The 22,299-nt window shown below is 29.7% G+C and carries 20 protein-coding genes and 1 tRNA gene; 20 read left to right on the top strand and 1 reads right to left on the bottom strand.

All coding sequences use genetic code 11. From position 1 onward, the window contains the following. Window positions 1-338: 338 nt before the first annotated feature. From fusA to disA, 11 genes are all read left to right on the top strand, one after another. Window positions 339-2,417 (top strand): elongation factor G, encoded by a 2,079-nt coding sequence (fusA, locus tag B3Z56_RS13225; RefSeq protein WP_346849270.1) that lies wholly within the window; start codon window positions 339-341, stop codon window positions 2,415-2,417. 223 nt (window positions 2,418-2,640) lie between these two features. Then, a complete protein-coding gene (locus B3Z56_RS13220; protein WP_035135200.1) occupies window positions 2,641-2,877 on the top strand; it encodes a hypothetical protein in 237 nt (78 codons plus the stop codon). Beyond that, window positions 2,837-3,025, top strand: a complete 189-nt coding sequence (locus B3Z56_RS13215; RefSeq protein ID WP_346849271.1) for a hypothetical protein — start codon at window positions 2,837-2,839, stop codon at window positions 3,023-3,025. Before B3Z56_RS13220 ends, B3Z56_RS13215 begins: the two co-directional genes overlap by 41 nt. Before the next feature lie 222 nt (window positions 3,026-3,247). Next, on the top strand, window positions 3,248-3,886 hold the full coding sequence (locus tag B3Z56_RS13210; protein ID WP_346849272.1) for a histidine phosphatase family protein: 639 nt from the start codon (window positions 3,248-3,250) through the stop codon (window positions 3,884-3,886). Between the two features lie 29 nt (window positions 3,887-3,915). Beyond that, a complete protein-coding gene (locus B3Z56_RS13205) occupies window positions 3,916-4,650 on the top strand; it encodes a TraX family protein (RefSeq protein ID WP_346849273.1) in 735 nt (244 codons plus the stop codon). Between the two features lie 46 nt (window positions 4,651-4,696). Further along, window positions 4,697-5,947 (top strand): aminopeptidase P family protein, encoded by a 1,251-nt coding sequence (locus tag B3Z56_RS13200; protein WP_346878977.1) that lies wholly within the window; start codon window positions 4,697-4,699, stop codon window positions 5,945-5,947. A 172-nt stretch (window positions 5,948-6,119) separates the two neighbouring features. Next, window positions 6,120-7,862, top strand: a complete 1,743-nt coding sequence (locus tag B3Z56_RS13195) for an ABC transporter ATP-binding protein (RefSeq protein WP_346876251.1) — start codon at window positions 6,120-6,122, stop codon at window positions 7,860-7,862. 136 nt (window positions 7,863-7,998) lie between these two features. After that, on the top strand, window positions 7,999-8,223 hold the full coding sequence (locus B3Z56_RS13190; protein ID WP_035135188.1) for a hypothetical protein: 225 nt from the start codon (window positions 7,999-8,001) through the stop codon (window positions 8,221-8,223). A gap of 139 nt (window positions 8,224-8,362) precedes the next feature. Beyond that, a complete protein-coding gene (locus tag B3Z56_RS13185; protein WP_346849276.1) occupies window positions 8,363-10,840 on the top strand; it encodes an ATP-dependent Clp protease ATP-binding subunit in 2,478 nt (825 codons plus the stop codon). Window positions 10,841-11,049: 209 nt separating this feature from the next. Beyond that, window positions 11,050-12,414 (top strand): DNA repair protein RadA, encoded by a 1,365-nt coding sequence (gene radA, locus B3Z56_RS13180; protein ID WP_346849277.1) that lies wholly within the window; start codon window positions 11,050-11,052, stop codon window positions 12,412-12,414. 49 nt (window positions 12,415-12,463) lie between these two features. Continuing rightward, window positions 12,464-13,528: a DNA integrity scanning diadenylate cyclase DisA gene (disA, locus tag B3Z56_RS13175; protein ID WP_346849278.1), complete on the top strand. Its 1,065-nt coding sequence runs from the start codon at window positions 12,464-12,466 to the stop codon at window positions 13,526-13,528. A gap of 30 nt (window positions 13,529-13,558) precedes the next feature. Here the strand turns inward: disA and B3Z56_RS13170 are convergent, their stop codons facing one another. Beyond that, window positions 13,559-13,987, bottom strand: coding sequence for a hypothetical protein (locus B3Z56_RS13170; RefSeq protein WP_035135181.1), 429 nt, complete (start codon window positions 13,985-13,987; stop codon window positions 13,559-13,561). Window positions 13,988-14,345: 358 nt separating this feature from the next. On the opposite strand from B3Z56_RS13170, the gene B3Z56_RS13165 reads away from it, so the two are divergent. The 9 genes from B3Z56_RS13165 to B3Z56_RS13125 all read left to right on the top strand — a co-directional run bounded on the left by B3Z56_RS13165 (window position 14,346) and on the right by B3Z56_RS13125 (window position 22,242). Further along, window positions 14,346-15,440, top strand: a complete 1,095-nt coding sequence (locus tag B3Z56_RS13165) for a PIN domain-containing protein (RefSeq protein WP_150843588.1) — start codon at window positions 14,346-14,348, stop codon at window positions 15,438-15,440. Window positions 15,441-15,505: 65 nt separating this feature from the next. After that, window positions 15,506-16,195, top strand: coding sequence for a 2-C-methyl-D-erythritol 4-phosphate cytidylyltransferase (ispD, locus tag B3Z56_RS13160; RefSeq protein ID WP_346849279.1), 690 nt, complete (start codon window positions 15,506-15,508; stop codon window positions 16,193-16,195). Window positions 16,196-16,479: 284 nt separating this feature from the next. After that, window positions 16,480-18,192: a proline--tRNA ligase gene (locus tag B3Z56_RS13155; protein WP_346876252.1), complete on the top strand. Its 1,713-nt coding sequence runs from the start codon at window positions 16,480-16,482 to the stop codon at window positions 18,190-18,192. 488 nt (window positions 18,193-18,680) lie between these two features. Then, window positions 18,681-19,106 carry a Mini-ribonuclease 3 gene (locus B3Z56_RS13150; protein ID WP_346876253.1) on the top strand — a complete coding sequence of 142 codons (426 nt, stop codon included), beginning with the start codon at window positions 18,681-18,683 and terminating at the stop codon, window positions 19,104-19,106. Then, on the top strand, window positions 19,090-19,887 hold the full coding sequence (gene thyX / locus B3Z56_RS13145) for an FAD-dependent thymidylate synthase (protein WP_346876254.1): 798 nt from the start codon (window positions 19,090-19,092) through the stop codon (window positions 19,885-19,887). Before B3Z56_RS13150 ends, thyX begins: the two co-directional genes overlap by 17 nt. Window positions 19,888-20,113: 226 nt before the next feature. Next, complete coding sequence (rlmB, locus tag B3Z56_RS13140; RefSeq protein WP_346867662.1) at window positions 20,114-20,839, top strand: 23S rRNA (guanosine(2251)-2'-O)-methyltransferase RlmB; 726 nt, start codon at window positions 20,114-20,116, stop codon at window positions 20,837-20,839. A 19-nt stretch (window positions 20,840-20,858) separates the two neighbouring features. Further along, window positions 20,859-21,368, top strand: coding sequence for an NYN domain-containing protein (locus B3Z56_RS13135; RefSeq protein ID WP_035135170.1), 510 nt, complete (start codon window positions 20,859-20,861; stop codon window positions 21,366-21,368). Window positions 21,369-21,477: 109 nt separating this feature from the next. After that, window positions 21,478-22,083 (top strand): RNA polymerase sporulation sigma factor SigH, encoded by a 606-nt coding sequence (sigH, locus tag B3Z56_RS13130; protein ID WP_051824237.1) that lies wholly within the window; start codon window positions 21,478-21,480, stop codon window positions 22,081-22,083. Window positions 22,084-22,166: 83 nt separating this feature from the next. Beyond that, a tRNA-Thr gene (locus tag B3Z56_RS13125) sits at window positions 22,167-22,242 on the top strand. The last annotated feature ends 57 nt before the right edge of the window (window positions 22,243-22,299 follow it).

Genomic DNA, 22,299 nt, shown 5'->3' with positions numbered 1-22,299 from the left:
TCCTCTTCGCGGAGCCATTTCTTATAATTATAAATTTTATGTAGATAATTTTGTTAATTATCTACTTTTTTTATTGTTTAAAAAATAAAATGCTATCACTTCAAAAAAGTACAAACAGTGTTGTTATAAGATATTTTTATAAGGAAAGAATATTAGTTAATTTAAGAAATATAAATAGATATAAAGCTATATTATGGCTTTATTCTATTTATAATTGATTAAATATTATAAATATTCTAACATTTAGAGGAAATTTTGATAATGCATAGAATAAAATATATATTTAATACAATTTTATAAACTTAATACATCCAAATTAAATTTAGGGGGTACGCCTTATGAAAGAGTATAAAATTAATAATTTAAGAAATGTGGGAATAATTGGTCATAGTGGTTCGGGCAAAACAAGTTTGATGGAAAGTTTACTATATTATACTAAAGAGATTGATAGAATTGGAAAAATTGAGGATGGAACTACTGTAAGTGACTATGATGTAGAAGAAAAAAAGCGAGGAATATCTATTTCTACAGCTGTTGCTCATTGTGAATGGAAAGATGTTAAAATTAACTTAGTAGATATGCCAGGTTATTTTGATTTTGAAGGAGAAATAATTGAAGGACTAAGTGCTATCGATATGGCAATGATAACTGTGTGTGGAGTTGCAGGAATTGAGGTAGGAACAGAGAAGGCATGGAATTATGCAGTTGAGCGTAAATTACCGAGAGCTATATTTGTGAACAAATTAGACCGTGAGAATAGTAGCTTTGAAAAAGTTTTAGAGCAATTAAAAAACAAGTTTGGTATGTCTGTTGTGCCTATACAATACCCAATAGGAAAAGAAACAGAACTTAGGGGTATAGTAAATATTATATCTAATAGAGCTAGAATATTTAATCCTAAGACTCATACTATGGAAGAAGGAGAAATCCCAGAGGAGTTAAGAGATAAAGTGGAAGAGTGTAAACAAATGCTCATGGAAGCGGTAGCAGAAACTGATGAAGTTTTGTTAGATAAATATTTTAATGATGGGGAATTAAGTGAAGAAGATATATATCATGGGTTAATCAAAGGGTCATCTACAGGTGATATATGCCCTATAATGTGTGGTTCAGCTATAGCAAGTATAGGAACTGAAACATTATTAGAAGATATAGTAGAATGTTTTCCATCTCCAATAGAGACTAACTTATATATGGCTAAAGATATTAAAAACAATGCATTTATAAATATAAAAATCAATGAAAAAGAACCATTTTCTGCATTGGTATTTAAGACAATAGTTGATCCATTCATTGGTAAACTATCTATGTTTAGAGTTATAACAGGATCTGCAAAATCAGATACTGTTGTATTCAATTCATCTAAAGAAAAAGACGAAAAACTTGGATCTCTATATTTTATGAAAGGAAAAAAACAATATCCTACTACAGAAATAAAAGCTGGAGATATTGGAGCGGTTTCAAAATTACAATTTACTAGTACTGGAGATACCATATGTGCTTCAAACAGACCTATTGTGTTTAATAGAATGAAATTTCCGTTACCAGTATATTCTAGAGCTGTAATACCTAATACAAAGGGAGATGAAGATAAAATATCAAGTGGACTTTCAAAATTATTGGAAGAAGATCCTACATTCTCAATATCAAGAGATATAGAAAATGCTGAAGTAGTAATTTCAGGTATTGGTACAACACATCTAGAAGTTTTAGTAAGTAAATTGAAAAATAAATTTGGGGCAGATGTAAGTCTTAGAATTCCTAAAACGCCATATAGAGAAACAATCAAAAAAATTGCAGATGTACAGGGAAAACATAAGAAACAGTCAGGTGGACATGGACAATATGGAGATGTAAAGGTTAAATTTGAGCCTAGAAATGATGGTGAAGATGAATTAGAATTTGTTGATGCAGTAGTAGGAGGTGCTGTTCCTAGACAATATATACCAGCTGTAGAGAAGGGGCTTAGAGATTGTATACTTCATGGAGTACTTGCAGGATATCCAGTTATAAGATTAAAGGCAACATTACATGATGGTTCATTCCATCCAGTAGATTCCTCAGAAATGGCATTCAAAATAGCATCTTCTCTAGCTTATAAGAGAGGTCTTCAAGAGGCAAATCCAATTCTTTTAGAACCAATAATGTACCTAGAGATAGATATTCCAGATGATTATATGGGAGATGTTATAGCTGATATAAATAAAAAACGTGGAAGAATACTAGGAATGGAGCCGGGATTAAAGGGACAAAGAATAATTAGTGAAGTACCTCAAGCTGAATTGTATAACTATGCTACTGATTTAAGAAGTATAACAGGTGCTAGAGGAAGCTTTAGAAGTAAATTTGAAAGATATGAAGAAGTTCCAGGTGACTTAGTAGATAAAATTGTATCCGAAAATAAAAAGGAAGCATAAAAATAGTATAAATTTTGTGTAGATATTCTAATTTTATATAAATAGATAAACCTAGTGATAATAGAAATTTTATCACTGGGTTTATTTTTTGTGCAGTGGGTTAATATATAATTAATTACTTTTAGATATTTAATACTTCAAAGAATATATGACTTAAATAATAATGTATAAAAATATATGAACTTTAACAAACTATAAATAATTATATAATAGGGGGTTGTTTATGTCAGACTATAAAATGAATATATATGGACAGATTAGATTAAGCGATTATAGTTCTATACATGACTATATGGGAATAATTGGACCGTTAGATAACTTCCAAATTGAGATGAGCGAAGCCAAAGTAGAAGATGCAAAAGTATTATGTAACATTTTGGAAAGTGATAAATTTGATATAGTTGAGAGAGGAGGAAGAAATGATGGTAAGTACTATATTCATGCCACAAAACGAAGATGAAAAATTATTAAAAGATGAATTTGGAATTGGATCTCATAAAATTGTTGAGCAAAACGATAATCTTATGCTACTAGATGAGTTGTTTCATGATACAAAAGTGTTACCTAATAGAATACAATTAGAGAAATTTGATATTTATAAGGATTAATGTGCTAGTATAATTAGTAGGCTTTAGATAGTATGCAAGTATGTAAGTTTTAAGAGGACTTACTATTTGCATATTTTTTTACTTATATAAAAACCTTAATATTCTTAGATATGAATTCAATGTATAAGCATAGAATTTAAATGTGATATATTTGCATATTTAGATAAGTTATATTAAAATTGGTATATTAATAAGTTTTAATTTAGTGTAGGAGGAGAAGAAGTGACAACAACTGTATATTTAACTCGTCATGGACAAACTCAATGGAATGTAGAAGGGAGGATGCAAGGTTGGAATGACTCTCCTTTAACAGAGCTAGGAGTAAAACAAGCAGAATGGCTTGGAGAGAGATTAAAGGGAATTAATTTAGACAAGATATACTCAAGTTCTAGTGGTAGAGCCTATAAGACAGCAGAAATAATTAATGAAAATAAGAGTGTTGAACTTATAAGTCATGATGGACTAAGAGAATTGAAGTTAGGTAAATTCCAAGGATTGAACCAAGATGAAATAAAGAAAATGTATCCAGAGCAATATTATAATTATTGGAATAAACCAGAAATATATAAACCTGTAGGCGATGGAGAGACCATTGAAGAGCTCATTGAAAGAATTGATAAAGCAATTATGGATATTATAGAAGAAAATACAGGAAAAAGTATTCTTATAGTTACACATACTATGCCTATAAAAGCATTACTTTGTAGTTTAGAAAATATCGATATAAGTAATTTTTGGATGGAGCCATACATAAAGCAGACAAGTCTTACAACTATAGAGTTTGATGATAAAATACATAAGATAGTGCAGTGTGCAGATATATCACACCATGAATATCAAGTGAAAGAATATAATGAATAGAAAGATAATCATTGGGGGATTGTTAAGTTATGGATAGTTTCTCGCTTAAACTATTGGCCTGTGTAACTATGCTAATTGATCATACAGGAGCCATATTTTTTCCAGAGATAATGTTTTTTAGAATCATTGGAAGAGTGGCATTTCCTATATATGCATTTTTAATAACAGAGGGATATAGTAGGACTAAGAATATAAAAAGATATATGTTTAGGCTATTTATTTTAGCTATCATATCACAAATACCTTACATGCTAGCATTTGAGACTAAAGGACTAAATGTATTTTTTACACTTCTTTCAGGAATATTTATTATGATAATACTAGACAAAAAAGTTCATTATTACAAGTTAAAGCATGATATTAAGATATCCAAAGAAGTATTTGATATTTCTATATATATAATTAAATTTGTCATTATATTAGGAATACTATATATCTTAGAGAAATTTCAATCTGATTATGCAATATATGGAGTTTGTATCATATTATGCTTTAAGATGTTTAAAGAGAATTTTAAAAAATTAACTCTTTCTATGATAGGATTGAATTTTTTATATACTATACCATATTTAAAATATTTTATGGAACCATTTGGAGTAAACTTTAGAGTTTTTCTTCAAGCAACTTGCATTAATAGTTTATTTTTTATTTATCATTACAATGGGAGTGAAGGTAAAAAAGTACAATTTCTATTTTATGGGTTTTATCCACTTCACTTATTAGTTTTAGTATATATTAGATATATTATAATATATGGTATATAATAATTATTGGGGTTTATAGAAAATAATGATGAAAAGGGGATTAATTATGAATAAGATTTTTTATGTTACTAACAGAAAAAAGTTAGGGGATGTGCTTTCTCAAAATTCTATAGCTATCTTTTTTGCTGGACAAGCTCCTTATAAGTCCGCAGATGAGACTTATCCATTTACACCAAACAGAAACTTTTATTATTTAACCGGTATTGATGAAGAAAAAGTAATTATGGTGATTATAAATATTAATGGCAAAGTGTCAGAAATGTTATTTATACAAGAGAATGATCCTGTTATGGCTAAATGGGTTGGCGAAACAATAAGTGAAGATAAAGCAAAAGAAGTTTCAGGTATAGAGGATATTAAGTTTTTAAAAGATTTTCAAAGTACTATTGCAAGTTATTTTGATAGATTTAATATTGATAATGTGTATTTAGATTTAGAAAGACAAGAATTTAATATTCCACAAACATCATCTCAAAATTTTGCGGTAGATATTATGAAAAGATATCCATATGTAAGAGTTAAAAATATATATCATGATATAGCTTTACTTAGAACTATAAAAAGAGAAGAAGAAATTGAATTAATTAAAAAAGCTATAGATATAACTTATGAAGGGATAAAAGAAATATGGAGTAATGCTAAACCAGGCATGAAAGAGTATGAAATTGAAGCATATTTTAATTATATTTTAAAGAAAAATGGAGTTAAGGATTTTGCATTTCCAACTATTGCAGCCACTGGAAAGAATGCAACTATACTTCATTATGTAGATAATAATACTAAGACTGAAGATGGAGAGCTTATGCTTTTAGACTTAGGGGCACAATATAAATATTACAATGGGGATATAAGTAGAACTTTTCCTATCAATGGGAAGTTTTCAGAAAGACAAAAAGAAGTATATAATATTGTATTAGAAGCTAATGAAACTGTTATGAAAGCAGTAAAACCAGGAATTACTACTGGTGAATTACAAGACATAACTAAAAGAGTTCTTGCTCAGGGATGTAACAGAATTGGCCTTATAAAGGAAGACTCAGAGTTAAATAAATACTACTATCATGGTGTAGCACATCCATTAGGATTAGATACCCATGATGTAGGACCGAGAAATATAGAGCTTAAACCAGGTATGATTATTACAGACGAGCCGGGACTTTATATAGAAGAAGAAGGTATAGGTGTTAGAATTGAAGATGATATTCTGGTTACAGAGGATGGTTATGTAAATCTTTCTGCTCATATAATTAAAAGTATAGAAGATATAGAAATGTTTATGAGTAAAAATAATGATTAATTTCTTAGAAGTGAAAGTTTTTTTGTTGAAGATTTATGTAGATTAATTAAAGAGTATTTTAATAAGTTCATAGAGAATTTAAGCTTCAGTAGAAGGAGTTTTTCTGCTGGGGCTTAAAACATGTTTATAGAACAATTTTTTTAATTTTACTAGGAGATATGGAGGAATTTTAATGTTAAAGAGATTTATATCTTATTACAAGCCACACAAAACTCTATTTATAATTGATATGATATGTGCATTTTTAGTAGCAGCCATGGATTTAGTATTTCCTATGTTTACAAATTACCTATTAAAGGATGCAATTCCTAATAAGAATCTAAGAACAATATTAATATTTACAATTGTCTTAGTATTATTGTATGTAGTTAAGCTTATAGCAAATTATATAATAGATTATTGGGGTCATGTAATGGGTGTAAGGCTTCAATATGATATGAGAAAAGAAGTTTTTGCCCATCTACAGACATTACCATTTAGCTATTTTGATGATAATAAGACTGGAAATATTATGTCACGTATTGTTAATGATCTAATGGATATTTCTGAGCTGGCACATCATGGACCGGAAGATGTATTTATTTCAATAATAATGCTTATAGGATCCTTTGGGTTACTATGTGCTATAAATATAAAATTAACATTAATAATATTTGCTTGTATACCTATAATTATAATATTTACGATGACTAAGAGAATGAAAATGTCCAAGGCATTTTATGATGTTAGAAAGAAGATAGCTGTAGTTAATACTAAGCTAGAAAATAGTATATCAGGAATAAGAGTTGCTAAATCTTTTACTAATGAAGAATATGAAATGGAAAAGTTTGATGAAGGAAATACTCAATTTAGAACTAGTAGATCTTCTGCTTATAAATATATGGCAGAGTTCATGTCTGGAATGAGATTTTTTGTAGACATGCTAAATGTAGTTGTTTTAGGGTTTGGAGGTTACTTCGTATATAAAGGGGAATTAGGCGTAATTGATCTATCTACTTATTTTTTATATGTAGCATATTTTATGCAACCAATAAGAAGATTAACATCATTTGTGGAACAATATCAATCAGGTATGTCAGGATTTAAGCGTTTTGTAGAGTTAATGGATACTAAACCAGACATAGTAGATAGTGATAATGCAAGAGAATTTAAAGATGTACAAGGTGAAATTGAGTTTAAAAATGCTACCTTTAAATATGAAGGTAGTGAAGAAATATTATCTAATATAAATTTAAAAATAGAAAAAGGTAAGACTTTAGCATTAGTTGGACCGTCTGGTGGTGGTAAAACAACTATTTGTCATTTAATCCCAAGATTTTACGAACTAAATAAAGGAGAAATTACCATTGATGGAGAAGATATTAAGGACATAACATTAAAGTCCTTGAGAAAAAACATAGGAATAGTACAGCAAGATGTATTTCTATTTACAGGAACTATAAAAGATAATATTCTCTATGGAAATCCTGAAGCTGACGATGATGAGGTTATTGAAGCAGCTAAAAATGCTAATATTCACGATTTTATCATGTCACTACCAGAAGGATATGAAACTTATGTAGGGGAAAGAGGAGTAAAGTTATCTGGGGGTCAAAAGCAAAGAATATCTATTGCAAGAGTATTTTTAAAGAATCCGCCTATATTAATATTAGATGAGGCTACATCAGCTCTTGATAATACTTCAGAGCTTATAATTCAAAAATCTTTAGAAAAGTTATCTAAGGGAAGAACATCTATTATAGTTGCTCATAGACTATCAACTGTTAAAAATGCAGATGAGATTGTAGTATTAACAAATAAGGGAATAGTTGAAAAAGGTGCTCACAAAGAATTGATTAATAGTGGTGAAATTTATGCTAGGTTGTATAACTCACAGTTTAATGGATATTTTAATGATTCGGAATTAGAGTTTTAAAATTATTAATGATATATCTTTAATAATCTAATCATATTATGTTATTTATTTAAGTAAAAATCATATGATAATATGATTTTTACTTAAAATAATCTATTATATGAAATTAAAGTTATTTATAATACTGGAGGAAAAGATGATTAGAAACAAAGAAAATATAGACAAACTATTAAATGATTTAAAGGAGTTTAGCTATGATAAAGATGGTGCTCTTATTGATGTAATTTTAAATGAAAATCTAAATGTTAAAATAAGATGTTATGAAGAAAAATGCATTAAAATAGAGTATTATGATTATGACAATGCTATATCTACTTTATACAAAGATAGAAAATATATAAATAAAGTGCTTTTCCAATAGGGAAGGTACTTTATTTATATACGTTTTCAAAAAATATATTTTAAAAATAATTACAAATTATGGTTTGTCATTGCTGGAATTGGATAGACTAAATATTATAGTATTAGCATTTTGCTATATAGATAAAGGGGTTAGTGTAATGTTTAATAAATATAATGATAGAGCAAGACAAGCATTGATGTATGCTCACGGAGAAGCGAAAAGATTTAGACATGGATATGTAGGCACTGAACATGTATTATTAGGTATTGTGGAAGAGGGCGGCATAGCAGCTAAGGCGCTAGAAAATATGTGTGTTGATGAAATAAAGATTAAAGATAAAATAGAAAAATTAGTTGGCTATGGTGAGGATGAGATATATCCAGAAGAGATATATTTTACTCCTAGAACTAAAAAGCTGATGGAAGTTAGTTTAGTAGAAGCCAGAAATTTAAATGATAAATTTGTATCTCCGGAGCATATATTATTAGCTATACTTAAAGAAGAAGAGGGCGTAGCTTATACAATATTAGATAATTTAGGAACAAACTTCAATGAGTTGCTAGGAATGTTATCCTACAATAAAAAACAATGTGAAATATCATTAAGTAGTAACTCTGACTTTCATGACAGTAGAACTGAAATGAAAATAGAGGAGCCATACAAGTCTAAAAGAAATAAAACTCCAATGATTGATAAGTATGGGAAGGATTTAACTAGATATGCTAGTGAAAATAAGCTTGATCCAGTTATAGGAAGAGAAAGGGATACAGAAAGAGTTTTAGAAATATTATGTAGGAGGCTAAAAAATAATCCATGTTTAATTGGAGATCCTGGAGTGGGCAAGACAGCCATAGTTGAGGGATTAGCACAAAAAATTCAAAGTGATGGTGTACCAGACATGTTATTAAATAAGAGAGTAATAAGTATAGACATGGCTTCTATGGTTGCAGGAGCAAAGTATAGAGGAGAATTTGAAGATAGGTTAAAATCTTTAATGGCTGAAGTTTGTAAGAGTGAGGATATTATTTTATTCATTGATGAAATTCATACTATAGTAGGAGCTGGTGGTGCGGAAGGGGCAATAGATGCTTCTAACATTTTAAAACCTGCCCTTGCAAGAGGTGAGCTTCAATGCATAGGAGCGACAACCGTAGATGAATATAGAAAGTATATTGAAAAGGATTCTGCTTTAGAAAGAAGATTTCAACCAATTATAATTGAAGAACCTTCTAAGGAAGATGCTATCCAAATACTTAAAGGGTTAAAGAATAAGTATGAAGAACATCATTCAATTAGAATTACAGATGAAGCTATAAGTGCAGCAGTAAATTTGTCAGATAGATATATATCAAATAGATACCTACCAGATAAAGCAATAGATCTTTTAGATGAAGCAGGGGCTAAAAGTAGAATAGAAAATTTACAAAGAAATGAAGTTGGAATTTTGGAGCAGAAGCTTAAGAAAAAAATTGAAGAAAAATCACAAGCAATAGATATTCAAGATTTTGAAAAGGCAGCATCCATTAGAGATGAAGAATATGAATTAAGACAACAATTAAACTCTAGAAAAAGAACGTTAGTAGAAAGTAATGAAGAAATCAAGATAACGGTAGATGAGGCAGAGATTGCAAAAGTTTTATCAACATGGACTAAAATACCTTTAGAGAAACTTACATCTAAAGAAACTGATAGATTATTAAATTTAGAGAACATTCTTCATAAAAGAGTTATAGGTCAGGATGAAGCTATTGAAGCTATTGCAAAGGCCATAAGGAGATCAAGGGTAGGACTAAGAGATTGCAAGAGACCTATAGGGAGTTTCATATTTCTAGGACCAACAGGGGTAGGAAAAACTGAATTATCTAAAGCGCTTGCAGAAACTATGTTTGATGATGAAAATTCAATAATTAGAATAGATATGACGGAATATATGGAGAAACACTCTGTATCAAAGCTAATTGGTTCACCACCAGGTTATATAGGGTTTAATGAAGGAGGTCAATTAACAGAGAAAGTTAGGAGAAGTCCATATTCGGTAATACTATTTGATGAACTAGAAAAGGCACATGAAGATATATTTAATATTTTACTTCAGGTACTGGAAGATGGAAGACTTACTGATTCTAAGGGAAGGGTTGTAGATTTTAGGAATACTATAATTATAATGACTTCTAATGCAGGAGCATCTACTATAAAAAAACACCGTTCTATAGGATTTGAAAGATTATCTGATGATAAAAATTGTGATAATGAATATAAAAATATGAAAGAAATTATACTTGGCGAAATAAAGAATATCTTTAAGCCAGAACTTTTAAATAGAATTGACGATATAGTAGTGTTTCATAAACTTAAAGATGAACACATAATTAAAATTGTTGATATAATCACAAATAATCTATGTGAAAGAGCTAAGCAAAATGATATTATATTAAGATTTACAGATGAAGCTAAAACATTCATAAGTAAACAAAAAAGAGATAAAGAGTACGGAGCTAGACCCTTAAGAAGAATTATAACTGATATGATTGAGGATAGACTATCTGATGAGATTCTTAAAGGAAATTTCAAAAAGAGTGATATCATACAAATAACAGTTGAAAAAGACGAGTTGAAGTTTATTAAGTGTAGCTAATTACTTCATTGTGTTTAAACAAAAATGGGTATATAATTATGATAGATATAATACCATATATTTTTAACCACTTTATATAAGTGGTTTTTTTATAGTTAAGAACAATATAATTTACTATATAAAATAATGGTTAAACTCATAGTATAATAAGTATTTTAATTAACTGTTAAGAAATAATAAATTAATATAAAAAATTTAAGGAGCAGATTATGGCAAAGATTAAAAAAGTATATATATGTAATGAGTGTGGCTATGAAGCTCCAAAGTGGTATGGAAAATGTCCTGGATGTAATAGCTGGAACACTATGGGAGAAGAAGTTAAAAGTGAAGCAGTAACTACTTTTAAAAGGTCAGTTACTATGTCTTCTGGAAATAAGCCAAAGAATATTACGGATGTAAAATCCAGTGAATATGAAAGGTTAGATACAGGAATTGGGGAATTAAATAGGGTTGTAGGTGGTGGACTTGTAAAGGGATCATTAACTTTAATATCTGGAGATCCTGGTATTGGTAAGTCTACTATATTGCTACAGAGTGCCAGTAATATTTCACTAAAGTATGGAAAAGTTCTGTATGTATCTGGAGAAGAGTCAGAAGAGCAAATAAAAATGAGAGCAGAACGTCTGAAAGCTACAGGAAAAGAACTTTATGTGGTATCGGAAACCAACATAGATATTATAGAAGAGCATATAACTGAAATGGAGCCAAAGTTTATAATAATAGATTCTATTCAAACATTATATAAACCAACTATTTCTTCTGCTCCAGGGAGTGTATCTCAGGTAAGAGAATGTACTAATGATTTAATGAGAATAGGAAAGACAAAGAATATTCCATTATTTATTGTTGCCCATGTAACTAAACAAGGAGAATTGGCTGGACCAAGAGTTCTTGAACATATGGTGGATACAGTTCTATATTTCGAGGGAGAGCGAACACAAGAGTTTAGAATATTAAGAACCATAAAAAATCGTTTTGGAACTACTAGTGAAATTGGTGTGTTTGAAATGAGAGAAAGTGGTCTTGAGGAAGTAAATGATGCATCTTCAGTATTTTTGCAAGAAAAATCTATGCAACAGGAAGGATCAGTAGTCATTGGGATAGTTGAAGGAACTAGACCTATTTTAGTAGAAATTCAAGCCTTAGCAAGTGAAACTAAAGCTCCGATGCCACGTAGAACTGCAGTAGGCGTTGATAACCAGAGATTAAGTTTGATATTAGCGGTATTAGAAAAAAAATTAAGAGTTCCTTTTTATAACAGTGATGTGTATGTTAACGTGGTAGGTGGACTTAACATTGACGGTACATATGGAGATTTAGGAATAGTTTTAGCGTTAATATCTAGTGTCAAAGCAAAGGAAATTAAAATAGAAAATTTATTAATTATAGGAGAAGTAGGGTTAACTGGAGAAGTTAGGCCTATAGCTCATGCAGAAAAAATTATAAATGAAGCAATAAAGATGGGCTTTACTAGTATAATACTACCCAATAAAAATAAAGCAAAAATAACTAATAAGGGAATAAATTTAATTGGAGTGGATACAGTTAGAGAAGCAGTGTCAAAGATTTTTTAATAATATATAAGAGAACAGTAAAGTGTTAAATTAATAATGGAGGAAAATAATGAGGGAACAAGAGCAAAAAGAACTTATGGAAATACTAAAAATTATGTCCCCGGGAACCCTACTGAGGGAAGGATTAGATAATATATTAAGAGCTAAAACTGGAGGATTAATAGTATTAAGTGATAGTAATGCCATATTAGATATGGTAGATGGAGGATTTTCAATAAAATCAGAATATACTCCAGCATATATATATGAACTAGCAAAGATGGATGGAGCTATAGTTATAAGTAGTGACTTAAAGAGGATATTATACGCTAATACACAGTTGATGCCAAATCCATCTATAACTACTCAAGAAACTGGAACTAGACATAGAACAGCTCAAAGAGTTGCAAAGGAAACTGGTGATATAGTAGTAGCAATATCTCAAAGAAGGAATATAATCACTGTATATAAAGATGATATAAAATATGTCCTTAGAGAAAGTAGTGATGTATTAGCTAAGGCTAATCAAGCTATTCAAACCTTAGAAAAATATCAGTTAGTTTTAGAAAGAGTAATAAGTAATCTAAACTTACTGGAGTTACAAGATTTATCGACCCTTTTAGATGTAGTCACAGCAATACAGAGAAATGAAATGGTTATGAGAATAGTTTGTGAGATAGAAACGTACATATGTGAATTGGGGAATGAAGGTAGACTTATATCTATGCAATTAGGAGAATTAATCAAGGGCGTTGAACAAGAGGGAGTATTTCTTGTGAGAGACTATTGTAGTGATGCTGAAAGATATCTTGATGTTTATAGGAATATAGAAAAGTTATCAGCTATAGAGTTATTGGATCTTGATATGATAGCTAAGGTATTAGGATATGGTGGTGTTCCTTTAGTGGATAATTTAATATCTACAAAAGGATATAGAATATTAAATAAAATACCTAGATTACCATCGGCAATTATAGAAAATCTAATAAAACATTTCGGAGAACTTCAAGTGGTAATGAAAGCATCTTATGATGAATTAGATTTAGTTGATGGGGTAGGAGAAGCAAGAGCTAAAACCATTAAAAATGGTCTAAGAAGATTAAAAGAGCAATTTATATTAGATAAACAAATATAGCACAAAGCAATTAAGTTTGTGCTATATTTGCTATCTTAAATTAATTTTATCGAAGGTAGTTATGTTTTTGTATTCAGTTAGAAGTACATCATATAAGTTTATATCTAAACTATTGCATAAGGAAGTTATATAGAATAAGTGATTGCCTATTTCTCGTTCGATGATTTTACGGCAATTATCACATAGCTCTCCTTGTATATGAGAACTAAGAGGTATTTCTAAATCATCTAAGGTTAATTTATCTATGGTGTTTTCCTTATCATCGTTCAATGAATAATTTATACCCTGTTTTTCAGCTTTAATTTTAACACAACCGCAACTAGTAACAGCTTTTACTACGGATCTGTTAACTCTACTTTCAGATTCCTGCAATTTGCTTAGTATGTCAAGTATACTTTTATGTCTTAATAAAGAACTATCTACAGAATTTTGAAATTCATCAAATATTAGATCCTTCATAACTTTCACTCCTTTATAAATAAAGTTACTTACTTGGAATACCTTTATTTATATAATATATCAATATTACTATTATTCATAGGGGGTAATTTTACTGTTAACAATTTATTTTATGTGAAGAAGTAGAAAATGTGAGTATTGACAAATATTTTTATATTGAAAATTATTTGTTAATTATTAATTGAGAATATCAAATATTTTAAATGTTAATATTATATACAGTTAATCAAATTTTAGTTAATATTCTAATAATCCATTGAAATGTATTTAATGATAATATATATTTAATTTAGTAGGATATTATGGAGAAAATTTGTAAATAATCACAATATAGGTTAAAAATTAAGGAGGTGCTGTGGTGTTAAAGAAAATATTAAGGGCTTTGTTTACCTTAATAGGAGGAACATTAGGATATGTTTTAGGTGCATGGGGAAATTCTACGGAACTTTTACCTAAGTTAGGAATAAACAATACAGGTTTTATTTCAATAATATTTGTTGTATTATGTATTATTTTTATTGGACTTATATTTTATTTTATTTCACCTTTTATAAACTCAGGAATTGTTAAAGCTATGGAATACTTAGAAAGGTCTGCTCAAAAGATTCCAATAGTAGATATTGTATTTGCAGGTATAGGAGCTTTAATTGGACTTATAATATCAGTATTATTATCTACACTTATTAGAGTGGATTCGATAATAATAACCATAATATCTGTAATTGTTACGGTAATAATTACTGTTTTATTTGCAGATATATGCGTAAGAAAAAAAGATGAAATTATACATGTGTTTACAAGCTTTAAAAAGCCTGGAGCTAATAAGGATTCTAAGATAAAGAATGTTGGAGATAAGTTAAGCCCTAAGGTGTTAGACACATCAGTAATAATTGATGGAAGAATATTTGATATATGTCAAAGTGGTTTTATTGAAAGTACTTTAGTAATTCCTACTTTTGTTTTAGATGAGCTTAGACATATTGCGGATTCCTCAGATTCTTTAAAAAGGACAAAAGGAAGAAGAGGATTAGATATACTTAATAAAATACAGAAAGAGTTAAGTATAGATGTAGAAATATGGGAAGGCGATTTTGAAGATATTAAGGAAGTAGATGTTAAATTACTTAAACTTGCTCAAGTATTGAATGGAAAGGTAATTACTAATGATTATAACTTAAATAAAGTTGCAGAACTTCAGGGAGTACCTGTATTAAATATTAATGAGTTAGCAAATGCTGTAAAACCTGTTTTATTACCAGGAGAAGTTATGAAAACACAGGTAATTAAAGATGGAAAAGAGTCAGGTCAAGGGGTTGCATATTTAGATGATGGAACTATGATTGTCATTGAAGAAGGTAGAAAATATATTGGTGAAAATATATTTGTAGTAGTTACTTCAGTACTTCAAACAGCAGCAGGAAGAATGATATTTGCAAAACCAAAGGAACAATAGTTTTTTATTAAGAAAAATTAAGCGCTAATTTATGATTAGTTTAAGGTTAATTTATTGGAGGAATTATGAGAAAAAATACAGCGATAATATTGGCTGCAGGACAAGGGAAAAGAATGGGATCAAATGTAAACAAGCAGTTTTTGACTTTGGCAGAAAAACCAGTATTATATCATACTATAAGGGCTTTTTCTGACAATAAAAATATAGATGATATTATAGTTCTGTGTGCAGAAGATGAGATGGAGTATTGTAAAAAGAATATAATTGAAAAATATGACCTTAAAAAAGTTAGAGCTTTAGTAAAAGGTGGCAAGGAAAGACAAGACTCTGTATACAATGGATTAAAGGCAATAGAACCTTGTGACATAGTATTAATCCACGATGGAGCTAGACCATTTGTTACTGAGAATATAATAAATGATGGCATTAAGAATGCTGAAAAATATGGTGCATGTACTTGTGGAGTTAAATCAAAGGACACTATAAAAATTAAGGATAAAGAAGGGTTTGCCAAGGAAACCTTAAATAGAGAGGATGCTTTTATAGTTCAAACCCCTCAGTGTTTTAAGTATGATATTATATTATTCTGCCATGAAAAATTAAGAAAGACTAAAGAGCAAGTTACTGATGATGCTATGGTTGTTGAAAAATTTGATAGAAAAGTATATCTTTATGAGGGTAGTTATTTAAATATAAAGCTTACAACTCCAGAAGATATGATAATTGGAGAAAATATTTTAAAAAATAAAATATAAATATGTAGGCAATATTTAAATATGTATGATATAATGATATTTATTAAAATTTAATATTAATATGTGATGAGGAAGAATAGTAGAAACATACCCACAGAGAGAAAATTCACCGGCTGAAAGATTTTCACACGTTTTGAACCTGCTTCTGAGCAGTAGTTTTAACTACCGGCATGAGCCGTTATAAAATGAAGTATAAATTTTAGGTGGTACCGCGATAGAATTCGCCCTAATTAGGGTGGGTTCTATTTTTTTATTAATAAATATAATTACGAGGTGAATGGAAGATGAAGTTATCAAAGATGTTAATAAGTACACTAAGAGAAGTTCCAGGTGAAGCAGAGATAGCAAGCCATCAACTTATGTTAAGAGCTGGAATGATAAGAAAATCAGCTACAGGAATATACACTTTCATGCCAAATGGAGTTAGAGTGTTAAAAAATGTAGAAAATATAGTTAGAGAAGAAATGGATAGAGCAGGTGCTCAAGAATTTTTAGCTTCTGCACTTATACCAGCAAATCTATGGCAAGAATCTGGAAGATGGGATGTAATGGGATCAGAGATGATTAGGCTTAAAGATCGAAATGGAAGAGATTTTTGTCTTGGACCAACCCATGAAGAAGTATTTACAGATTTAGCGAGAAATGAAATTAAATCTTATAAACAATTACCATTAAATCTTTATCAAATTCAAACCAAATATAGAGATGAGAGAAGACCTAGATTTGGAGTTATGAGGTCAAGAGAATTCATAATGAAAGATGCATATAGTTTTGATAAAGATAATGAAGGATTAGATATATCTTACATGAAGATGTATGAAGCATATAATAAGATATTTACTAGATGTGATTTAGAATTTAGCGCTGTTGAAGCAGATTCAGGAGCTATGGGAGGATCAGGTTCAGCAGAGTTTATGGTTAAATCTGATATAGGAGAGGATGAAATAGCTTTCTGTACTGGTTGTAATTATGCCGCGAATACAGAAAAGGCTACATCTAAACTGGAAGATGCAGAGAAAGAAGAAGAAAAGGAATTAAAGAAGATAGCAACTCCAGATGTAAGAACTATAGAAGAGTTAGTAACTTTCTTTAATACTAGTAACAAGAAGTTTGCAAAGACTCTAATATATAAAGCTGATGGCAAAGTTGTGGCAGTAATGGTTAGAGGAGATAGAAGCTTAAATGAAACTAAGGTTTCTAATGCATTAGGTGGAATTATGGAATTAGAAATGGCAGCTGCAGAAACTGTCTTAAAGGCTACATCAGCAGAAATAGGATTTGCTGGTCCAATTGGATTACAAGTAGATACACTACTTGTAGATGAAGAAGTTACTAGAATGAGTAATTTTATAGTTGGAGCTAATGATACAGGATATCACTATGAAAATGTAAATTATGAAAGAGATTTTAACGGCATAGTAGGAGATTATAAACTCGTAGCAGAGGGGGATATGTGTCCTAAGTGTGGAAGCCCAATAAATATTAGAAGAGGGGTAGAGGTTGGACATATATTTAAGCTTGGAACTAAGTATTCAGAATCTATGGGAGCTAACTATTTAGATGAAAATGGTAAAGAGAAACCTCTAGTAATGGGATGTTATGGAATTGGTATTAATAGGACTGTAGCAGCTATAATTGAACAGCATCATGATGAAAATGGAATCCTTTGGCCAATGGCTGTTGCTCCATATAAAGTAATAGTAATGCCTGCTAATGTTAAAAATGAAGAACAAATGAATAGAGCGGAGAAAATCTATGAGGATCTTAAAACTAAAGGAGTAGATGTACTTTTAGATGATAGAAATGAAAGAGTTGGAGTTAAGTTTAAGGATGCTGACTTAATTGGAATTCCAATAAGAGTAACAGTAGGTAAAAAAGTAGTTGAAGATATAGTTGAATTTAAGTTAAGAAAAAATCAAGATATTGAAGAAGTAAATATAGAAGATGTAGTAGACAGAATAGAAAAAGAGTTTATAGCAAATAATTTAAAATTTTAATCATTTGCTATAAAGTAAATTATTTCATTGTAAGTAAATAGGACTGTATTAATAAAATATAGTCCTATTTTACTATAATTTTTAATATTGGTTTCTAGAAGACCATGTGGTTAATCAAAGTAATAAAATTTAAAGAGAATTTATATTTTCATATAATATATATTCAACTATATAAATATGTTAATAGGAAACTATATAAATATATAACTAGTTGTTGTGGACTCAAGGGGTTCAGAGATTTTGTTATTTTAAAAGAAATGAAAATAGCCAATGATATTCTATCACTGTAATTTTCAATAGGGCCTATTAGAAATAGAAGAAAAAGATGAAGACAGTGAATAATTAGGGTTATTAATAACTATATTTTTTAATAATTCATTAATAAGAATTGTGTTAGGGAAAAGTTAGATTTGACTATGAAATCTTGAAAATATATAATTATTATGTTTAATTATTATAATAGGATTTATCTCATTAAGGAGAAAAATATGGAATTTGATTTATTGAAAGAAAAATTTAGTGCAAAAGAAGCACATTTAATAAACCCATTAACTCTTGCATTTATAGGTGATGCTGTGTATGAAGTGTTTATAAGAACCTATTTATTAGGGGAAAATAAATCATTGAAAGTACAGCAGTTGCATTTAAAAACTGTTAATTTTGTCAAAGCAAAATCACAGAGTAATTATGCAAAATTAATTTTAGATGTGTTTGACGAAGAGGAAATGTCAGTTTTTAAGAGAGGAAGAAATACTAAATCTAGTGCTCCTAAGAACGCAGATGTTGGTGATTATAGATGGGCAACAGGATTTGAAGCTGTAATAGGATATTTGTACATTTCAGGAAAGAATGACAGATTAAATTATTTGCTTAATAAAATTATTGAAATGAGTGATAATAATGATAAAAGTTAAACTTATGGAGTTTACTCCAAATCCAGAAAAAGTAGTAGCTGCAGCAGCTAAATTATGTTATAGTTCAGTAGGAATTGAGGAAATAACAGAAGGGTTAGATGAAGAAACTACAAGTAAATTTATAAAAATGTTGAATAGTTATGGTCATAACTCTCCAGTTGAACATGTAAGCTTTACTTTTGGTATTGAGGGCGTATCCAGAAGCTTAACACATCAATTGGTTAGACATAGAGTTGCTTCTTATTCTCAGCAAAGTCAAAGATATGTTAAGTTAGATGCTTTTGAATATATAATTCCACCATCTATAGCAAAAGATGAGAAGTGTAAGGCTATCTTCGTAGAGGCGATGAAAAAAGATCAGGAAGACTATGATAAATTAGTTGAAGTGCTTAAAGCTTCTAATTTAGATGTATATATTAATGAACATAAAGCAAGAAAAAAATGTGAAGAAATCACAGAAAAAGAGATGAAATCATTAAAGTCCAAAGCAGAAAAAAGTGCTATTGAGGATGCTAGATATATATTTCCTAATGCATGTGCAACTAAAATTGTAGTTACAATGAATGCTAGAGAGCTTATGCATTTCTTTAGTCATAGATGCTGTATGAGAGCTCAATGGGAAATAAGGGATTTAGCAGATGCTATGCTTAAGGAAGTAAAAAAAGTAGCACCAAATTTATTTGAAGGATGCGGTCCTAGTTGTGTAAAGGAAAGTTGTTCAGAAGGAGCTATGACTTGTGGTAAGGCTATAGAAATAAGAAATAAGTACTTATCTATATAAAATGTAAATTGATATAGAAATAGATGATAGGAGTGATATAAGGATGGAAGATAAAAGACAAGGTAGTAAAAATGCTAGACCTAAACGTATAGGGAAAAATAGAAGAGATAATAATAGATTTGTAGGTGATGTAAATAGTGAAAGAAGAAATAATCAATCCTACAGAAATGAAAACATACAAAGCAATATAAAAGTTGAAAATTTCAATGCAACCTCAAGAGAAGATATGATTGAAGGTAGAAATGCGGTTATTGAAGCTCTAAAATCTGATAGAACAATAGAATATATAATGATAGCACAAGGAGATACTAAAGGATCCATAAGTGTAATTACAGCATTAGCTAAAGAAAAATCTGTAGTAGTTAAATATGTGGATAGAGCAAAACTAGATGGTATAAGTGAAACCGCTGCACATCAAGGGGTAATTGCAATAGTAACTCCATACAATTATTGTGGTATAGTAGATATAATTAATAACGCTAAGGAAAAAGGGGAAGATCCCTTTATATTAGTATTAGATGAAATTGAAGATCCTCATAATTTTGGGTCCATAATAAGAATAGCAGAAGTTTGTGGAGTACATGGGATAATAATTCCAAAAAGAAAAAATGTAGGAGTTACACCTACTGTTTATAAAACTTCAGCTGGGGCTACGGAATACATAAAAATTGCTAAAGTTACAAATATAAATGTAGCTATAGATGAACTAAAGGAATCTGGGATATGGGTATATGGAGCAGATATGCATGGGACCCAATACTGCTATGATTCGGACTTAAAAGGACCTATAGCTTTAGTTATAGGAAGTGAAGGAAAAGGTATTTCAAAGCTAACTAAATCAAAGTGCGATGTGTTGGTTAAAATACCTATGGTAGGAAAGGTTAATTCATTAAATGCATCAGTAGCATGTGGAATGATAGCATATGAAATATTAAAACAAAGATTGAAATAGAAGTAAATGGGGTATAGAGTTGAAGCAAATTTTTGTGGATGGGTATAATGTAATTAATAGCTGGCCAGAATTAAATACTATAAAGGACTATAGTTACGAAGCTGCAAGAAATAAGCTTATTGACTTACTTCTTAACTATGCAGCCTTTAAAGGGTGCAGAATAACACTAGTATTTGATGCACATATGGTAAAGGGAAGTATAGAAAAAAAGGATAGAAAAGGAAATTTGACTATAGTTTTTACAAAGCATGATGAAACTGCGGATAGTTATATAGAGAGGACTGTAAATCATATAGGGAGAAAATCAGAGGTCTATGTTGTAACATCTGATTCTCTAGAACAACAGTTAATATTTCAAAGAGGTGCTAATAGAGTATCATCTATAGAGTTTTACAGTTGGATTGAGGAAACAAACAGAAAGATATCTAGGCAGTGTGAGAACAAGAGTTTTCATAATAGAAATCTTTTTGAGGAGGCCATAGATAAAGAAGTGGCAGAAAAGCTAGAAAAGATAAGAAGAAGTAGATAATATATCTTGACTATCTAAATTTTGTTAATGTATAATTCTAGTTAGGGTCATTTATGCTTTGGGGGGGATATTGTTGGGAAATACAAGTGGCAATGATGAGTTAAACTCCATGTTTACGGGTAAAAAAGATGAAGATATAGTAGCTCTGGCTAAGACGGGAAACAATAGAGCCCTAGAATATCTTCTTTGTAAATATCAGAACTTTGTGAAAGCTAAAGCAAAATCATATTTTTTGATTGGTGCTGATAAAGAAGATATATATCAAGAAGGTATGATTGGTTTATTTAAAGCTATAAGAGATTTTAAGGATGATAAGTTAGCATCTTTTAAGGTTTTTGCAGAATTGTGCATAACAAGACAGATAATCACTGCTGTAAAAACTGCCACAAGACAAAAACATATTCCACTAAATACTTATATATCACTGAATAAGCCTATATATGACGAAGAATCAGATAGAACTCTATTAGATATATTATCAGGTATAAGGGTATCTGATCCCGAAGAATTGATAATAGATAGAGAAGAGATGGAGAACATAGAAAGTAAGATACAAGAAGTATTGTCAGGCTTAGAAATGGAAGTTTTGAATTCTTATCTTGATGGTAAATCTTATCAAGAAATTGCCAGCGATTTAGATAGGCAAGCAAAATCTATTGATAATGCACTTCAGAGAGTAAAACGTAAACTTGAAAAGTGTTTAGAACAAAGATGAAATCGTATTGACAAACAAAAAAAAATCATTTATAATAAGGAACTGACAAAAATATTTTAAAATAAATACATTATGTATTGAATGCTCATATAGCTCAGTAGGTAGAGCGTCACCTTGGTAAGGTGGAGGTCACCGGTTCAATCCCGGTTATGAGCTCCAGTTATTTTGCAACACACGTGGATAAGTTTACATTAAAAAAGTGAAAATAAAAATGTT

It is taken from the genome of Clostridium sp. UBA7791, from assembly GCF_002480755.1.
GTDB classification, from domain to species: Bacteria; Bacillota; Clostridia; order Clostridiales; family Clostridiaceae; genus Clostridium_J; species Clostridium_J sulfidigenes.
The sequence above is the reverse complement of the archived record's forward strand: the minus strand, read 5'-3'. Positions and strand labels throughout refer to the sequence as shown.

Coding starts and splice junctions, on each gene's coding strand:
- sigH (WP_051824237.1), top strand. CDS start 21,478: ATGTTTACGGGTAAAAAAGATGAAGATATAGTAGCTCTGGCTAAGACG.
- B3Z56_RS13190 (WP_035135188.1), top strand. CDS start 7,999: ATGATTAGAAACAAAGAAAATATAGACAAACTATTAAATGATTTAAAG.
- rlmB (WP_346867662.1), top strand. CDS start 20,114: ATGATTGAAGGTAGAAATGCGGTTATTGAAGCTCTAAAATCTGATAGA.
- radA (WP_346849277.1), top strand. CDS start 11,050: ATGGCAAAGATTAAAAAAGTATATATATGTAATGAGTGTGGCTATGAA.
- B3Z56_RS13170 (WP_035135181.1), bottom strand. CDS start 13,987: ATGAAGGATCTAATATTTGATGAATTTCAAAATTCTGTAGATAGTTCT.
- disA (WP_346849278.1), top strand. CDS start 12,464: ATGAGGGAACAAGAGCAAAAAGAACTTATGGAAATACTAAAAATTATG.
- fusA (WP_346849270.1), top strand. CDS start 339: ATGAAAGAGTATAAAATTAATAATTTAAGAAATGTGGGAATAATTGGT.
- B3Z56_RS13205 (WP_346849273.1), top strand. CDS start 3,916: ATGGATAGTTTCTCGCTTAAACTATTGGCCTGTGTAACTATGCTAATT.
- B3Z56_RS13200 (WP_346878977.1), top strand. CDS start 4,697: ATGAATAAGATTTTTTATGTTACTAACAGAAAAAAGTTAGGGGATGTG.
- B3Z56_RS13155 (WP_346876252.1), top strand. CDS start 16,480: ATGAAGTTATCAAAGATGTTAATAAGTACACTAAGAGAAGTTCCAGGT.
- ispD (WP_346849279.1), top strand. CDS start 15,506: ATGAGAAAAAATACAGCGATAATATTGGCTGCAGGACAAGGGAAAAGA.
- B3Z56_RS13150 (WP_346876253.1), top strand. CDS start 18,681: ATGGAATTTGATTTATTGAAAGAAAAATTTAGTGCAAAAGAAGCACAT.
- B3Z56_RS13185 (WP_346849276.1), top strand. CDS start 8,363: ATGTTTAATAAATATAATGATAGAGCAAGACAAGCATTGATGTATGCT.
- B3Z56_RS13220 (WP_035135200.1), top strand. CDS start 2,641: ATGTCAGACTATAAAATGAATATATATGGACAGATTAGATTAAGCGAT.
- B3Z56_RS13215 (WP_346849271.1), top strand. CDS start 2,837: ATGATGGTAAGTACTATATTCATGCCACAAAACGAAGATGAAAAATTA.
- B3Z56_RS13195 (WP_346876251.1), top strand. CDS start 6,120: ATGTTAAAGAGATTTATATCTTATTACAAGCCACACAAAACTCTATTT.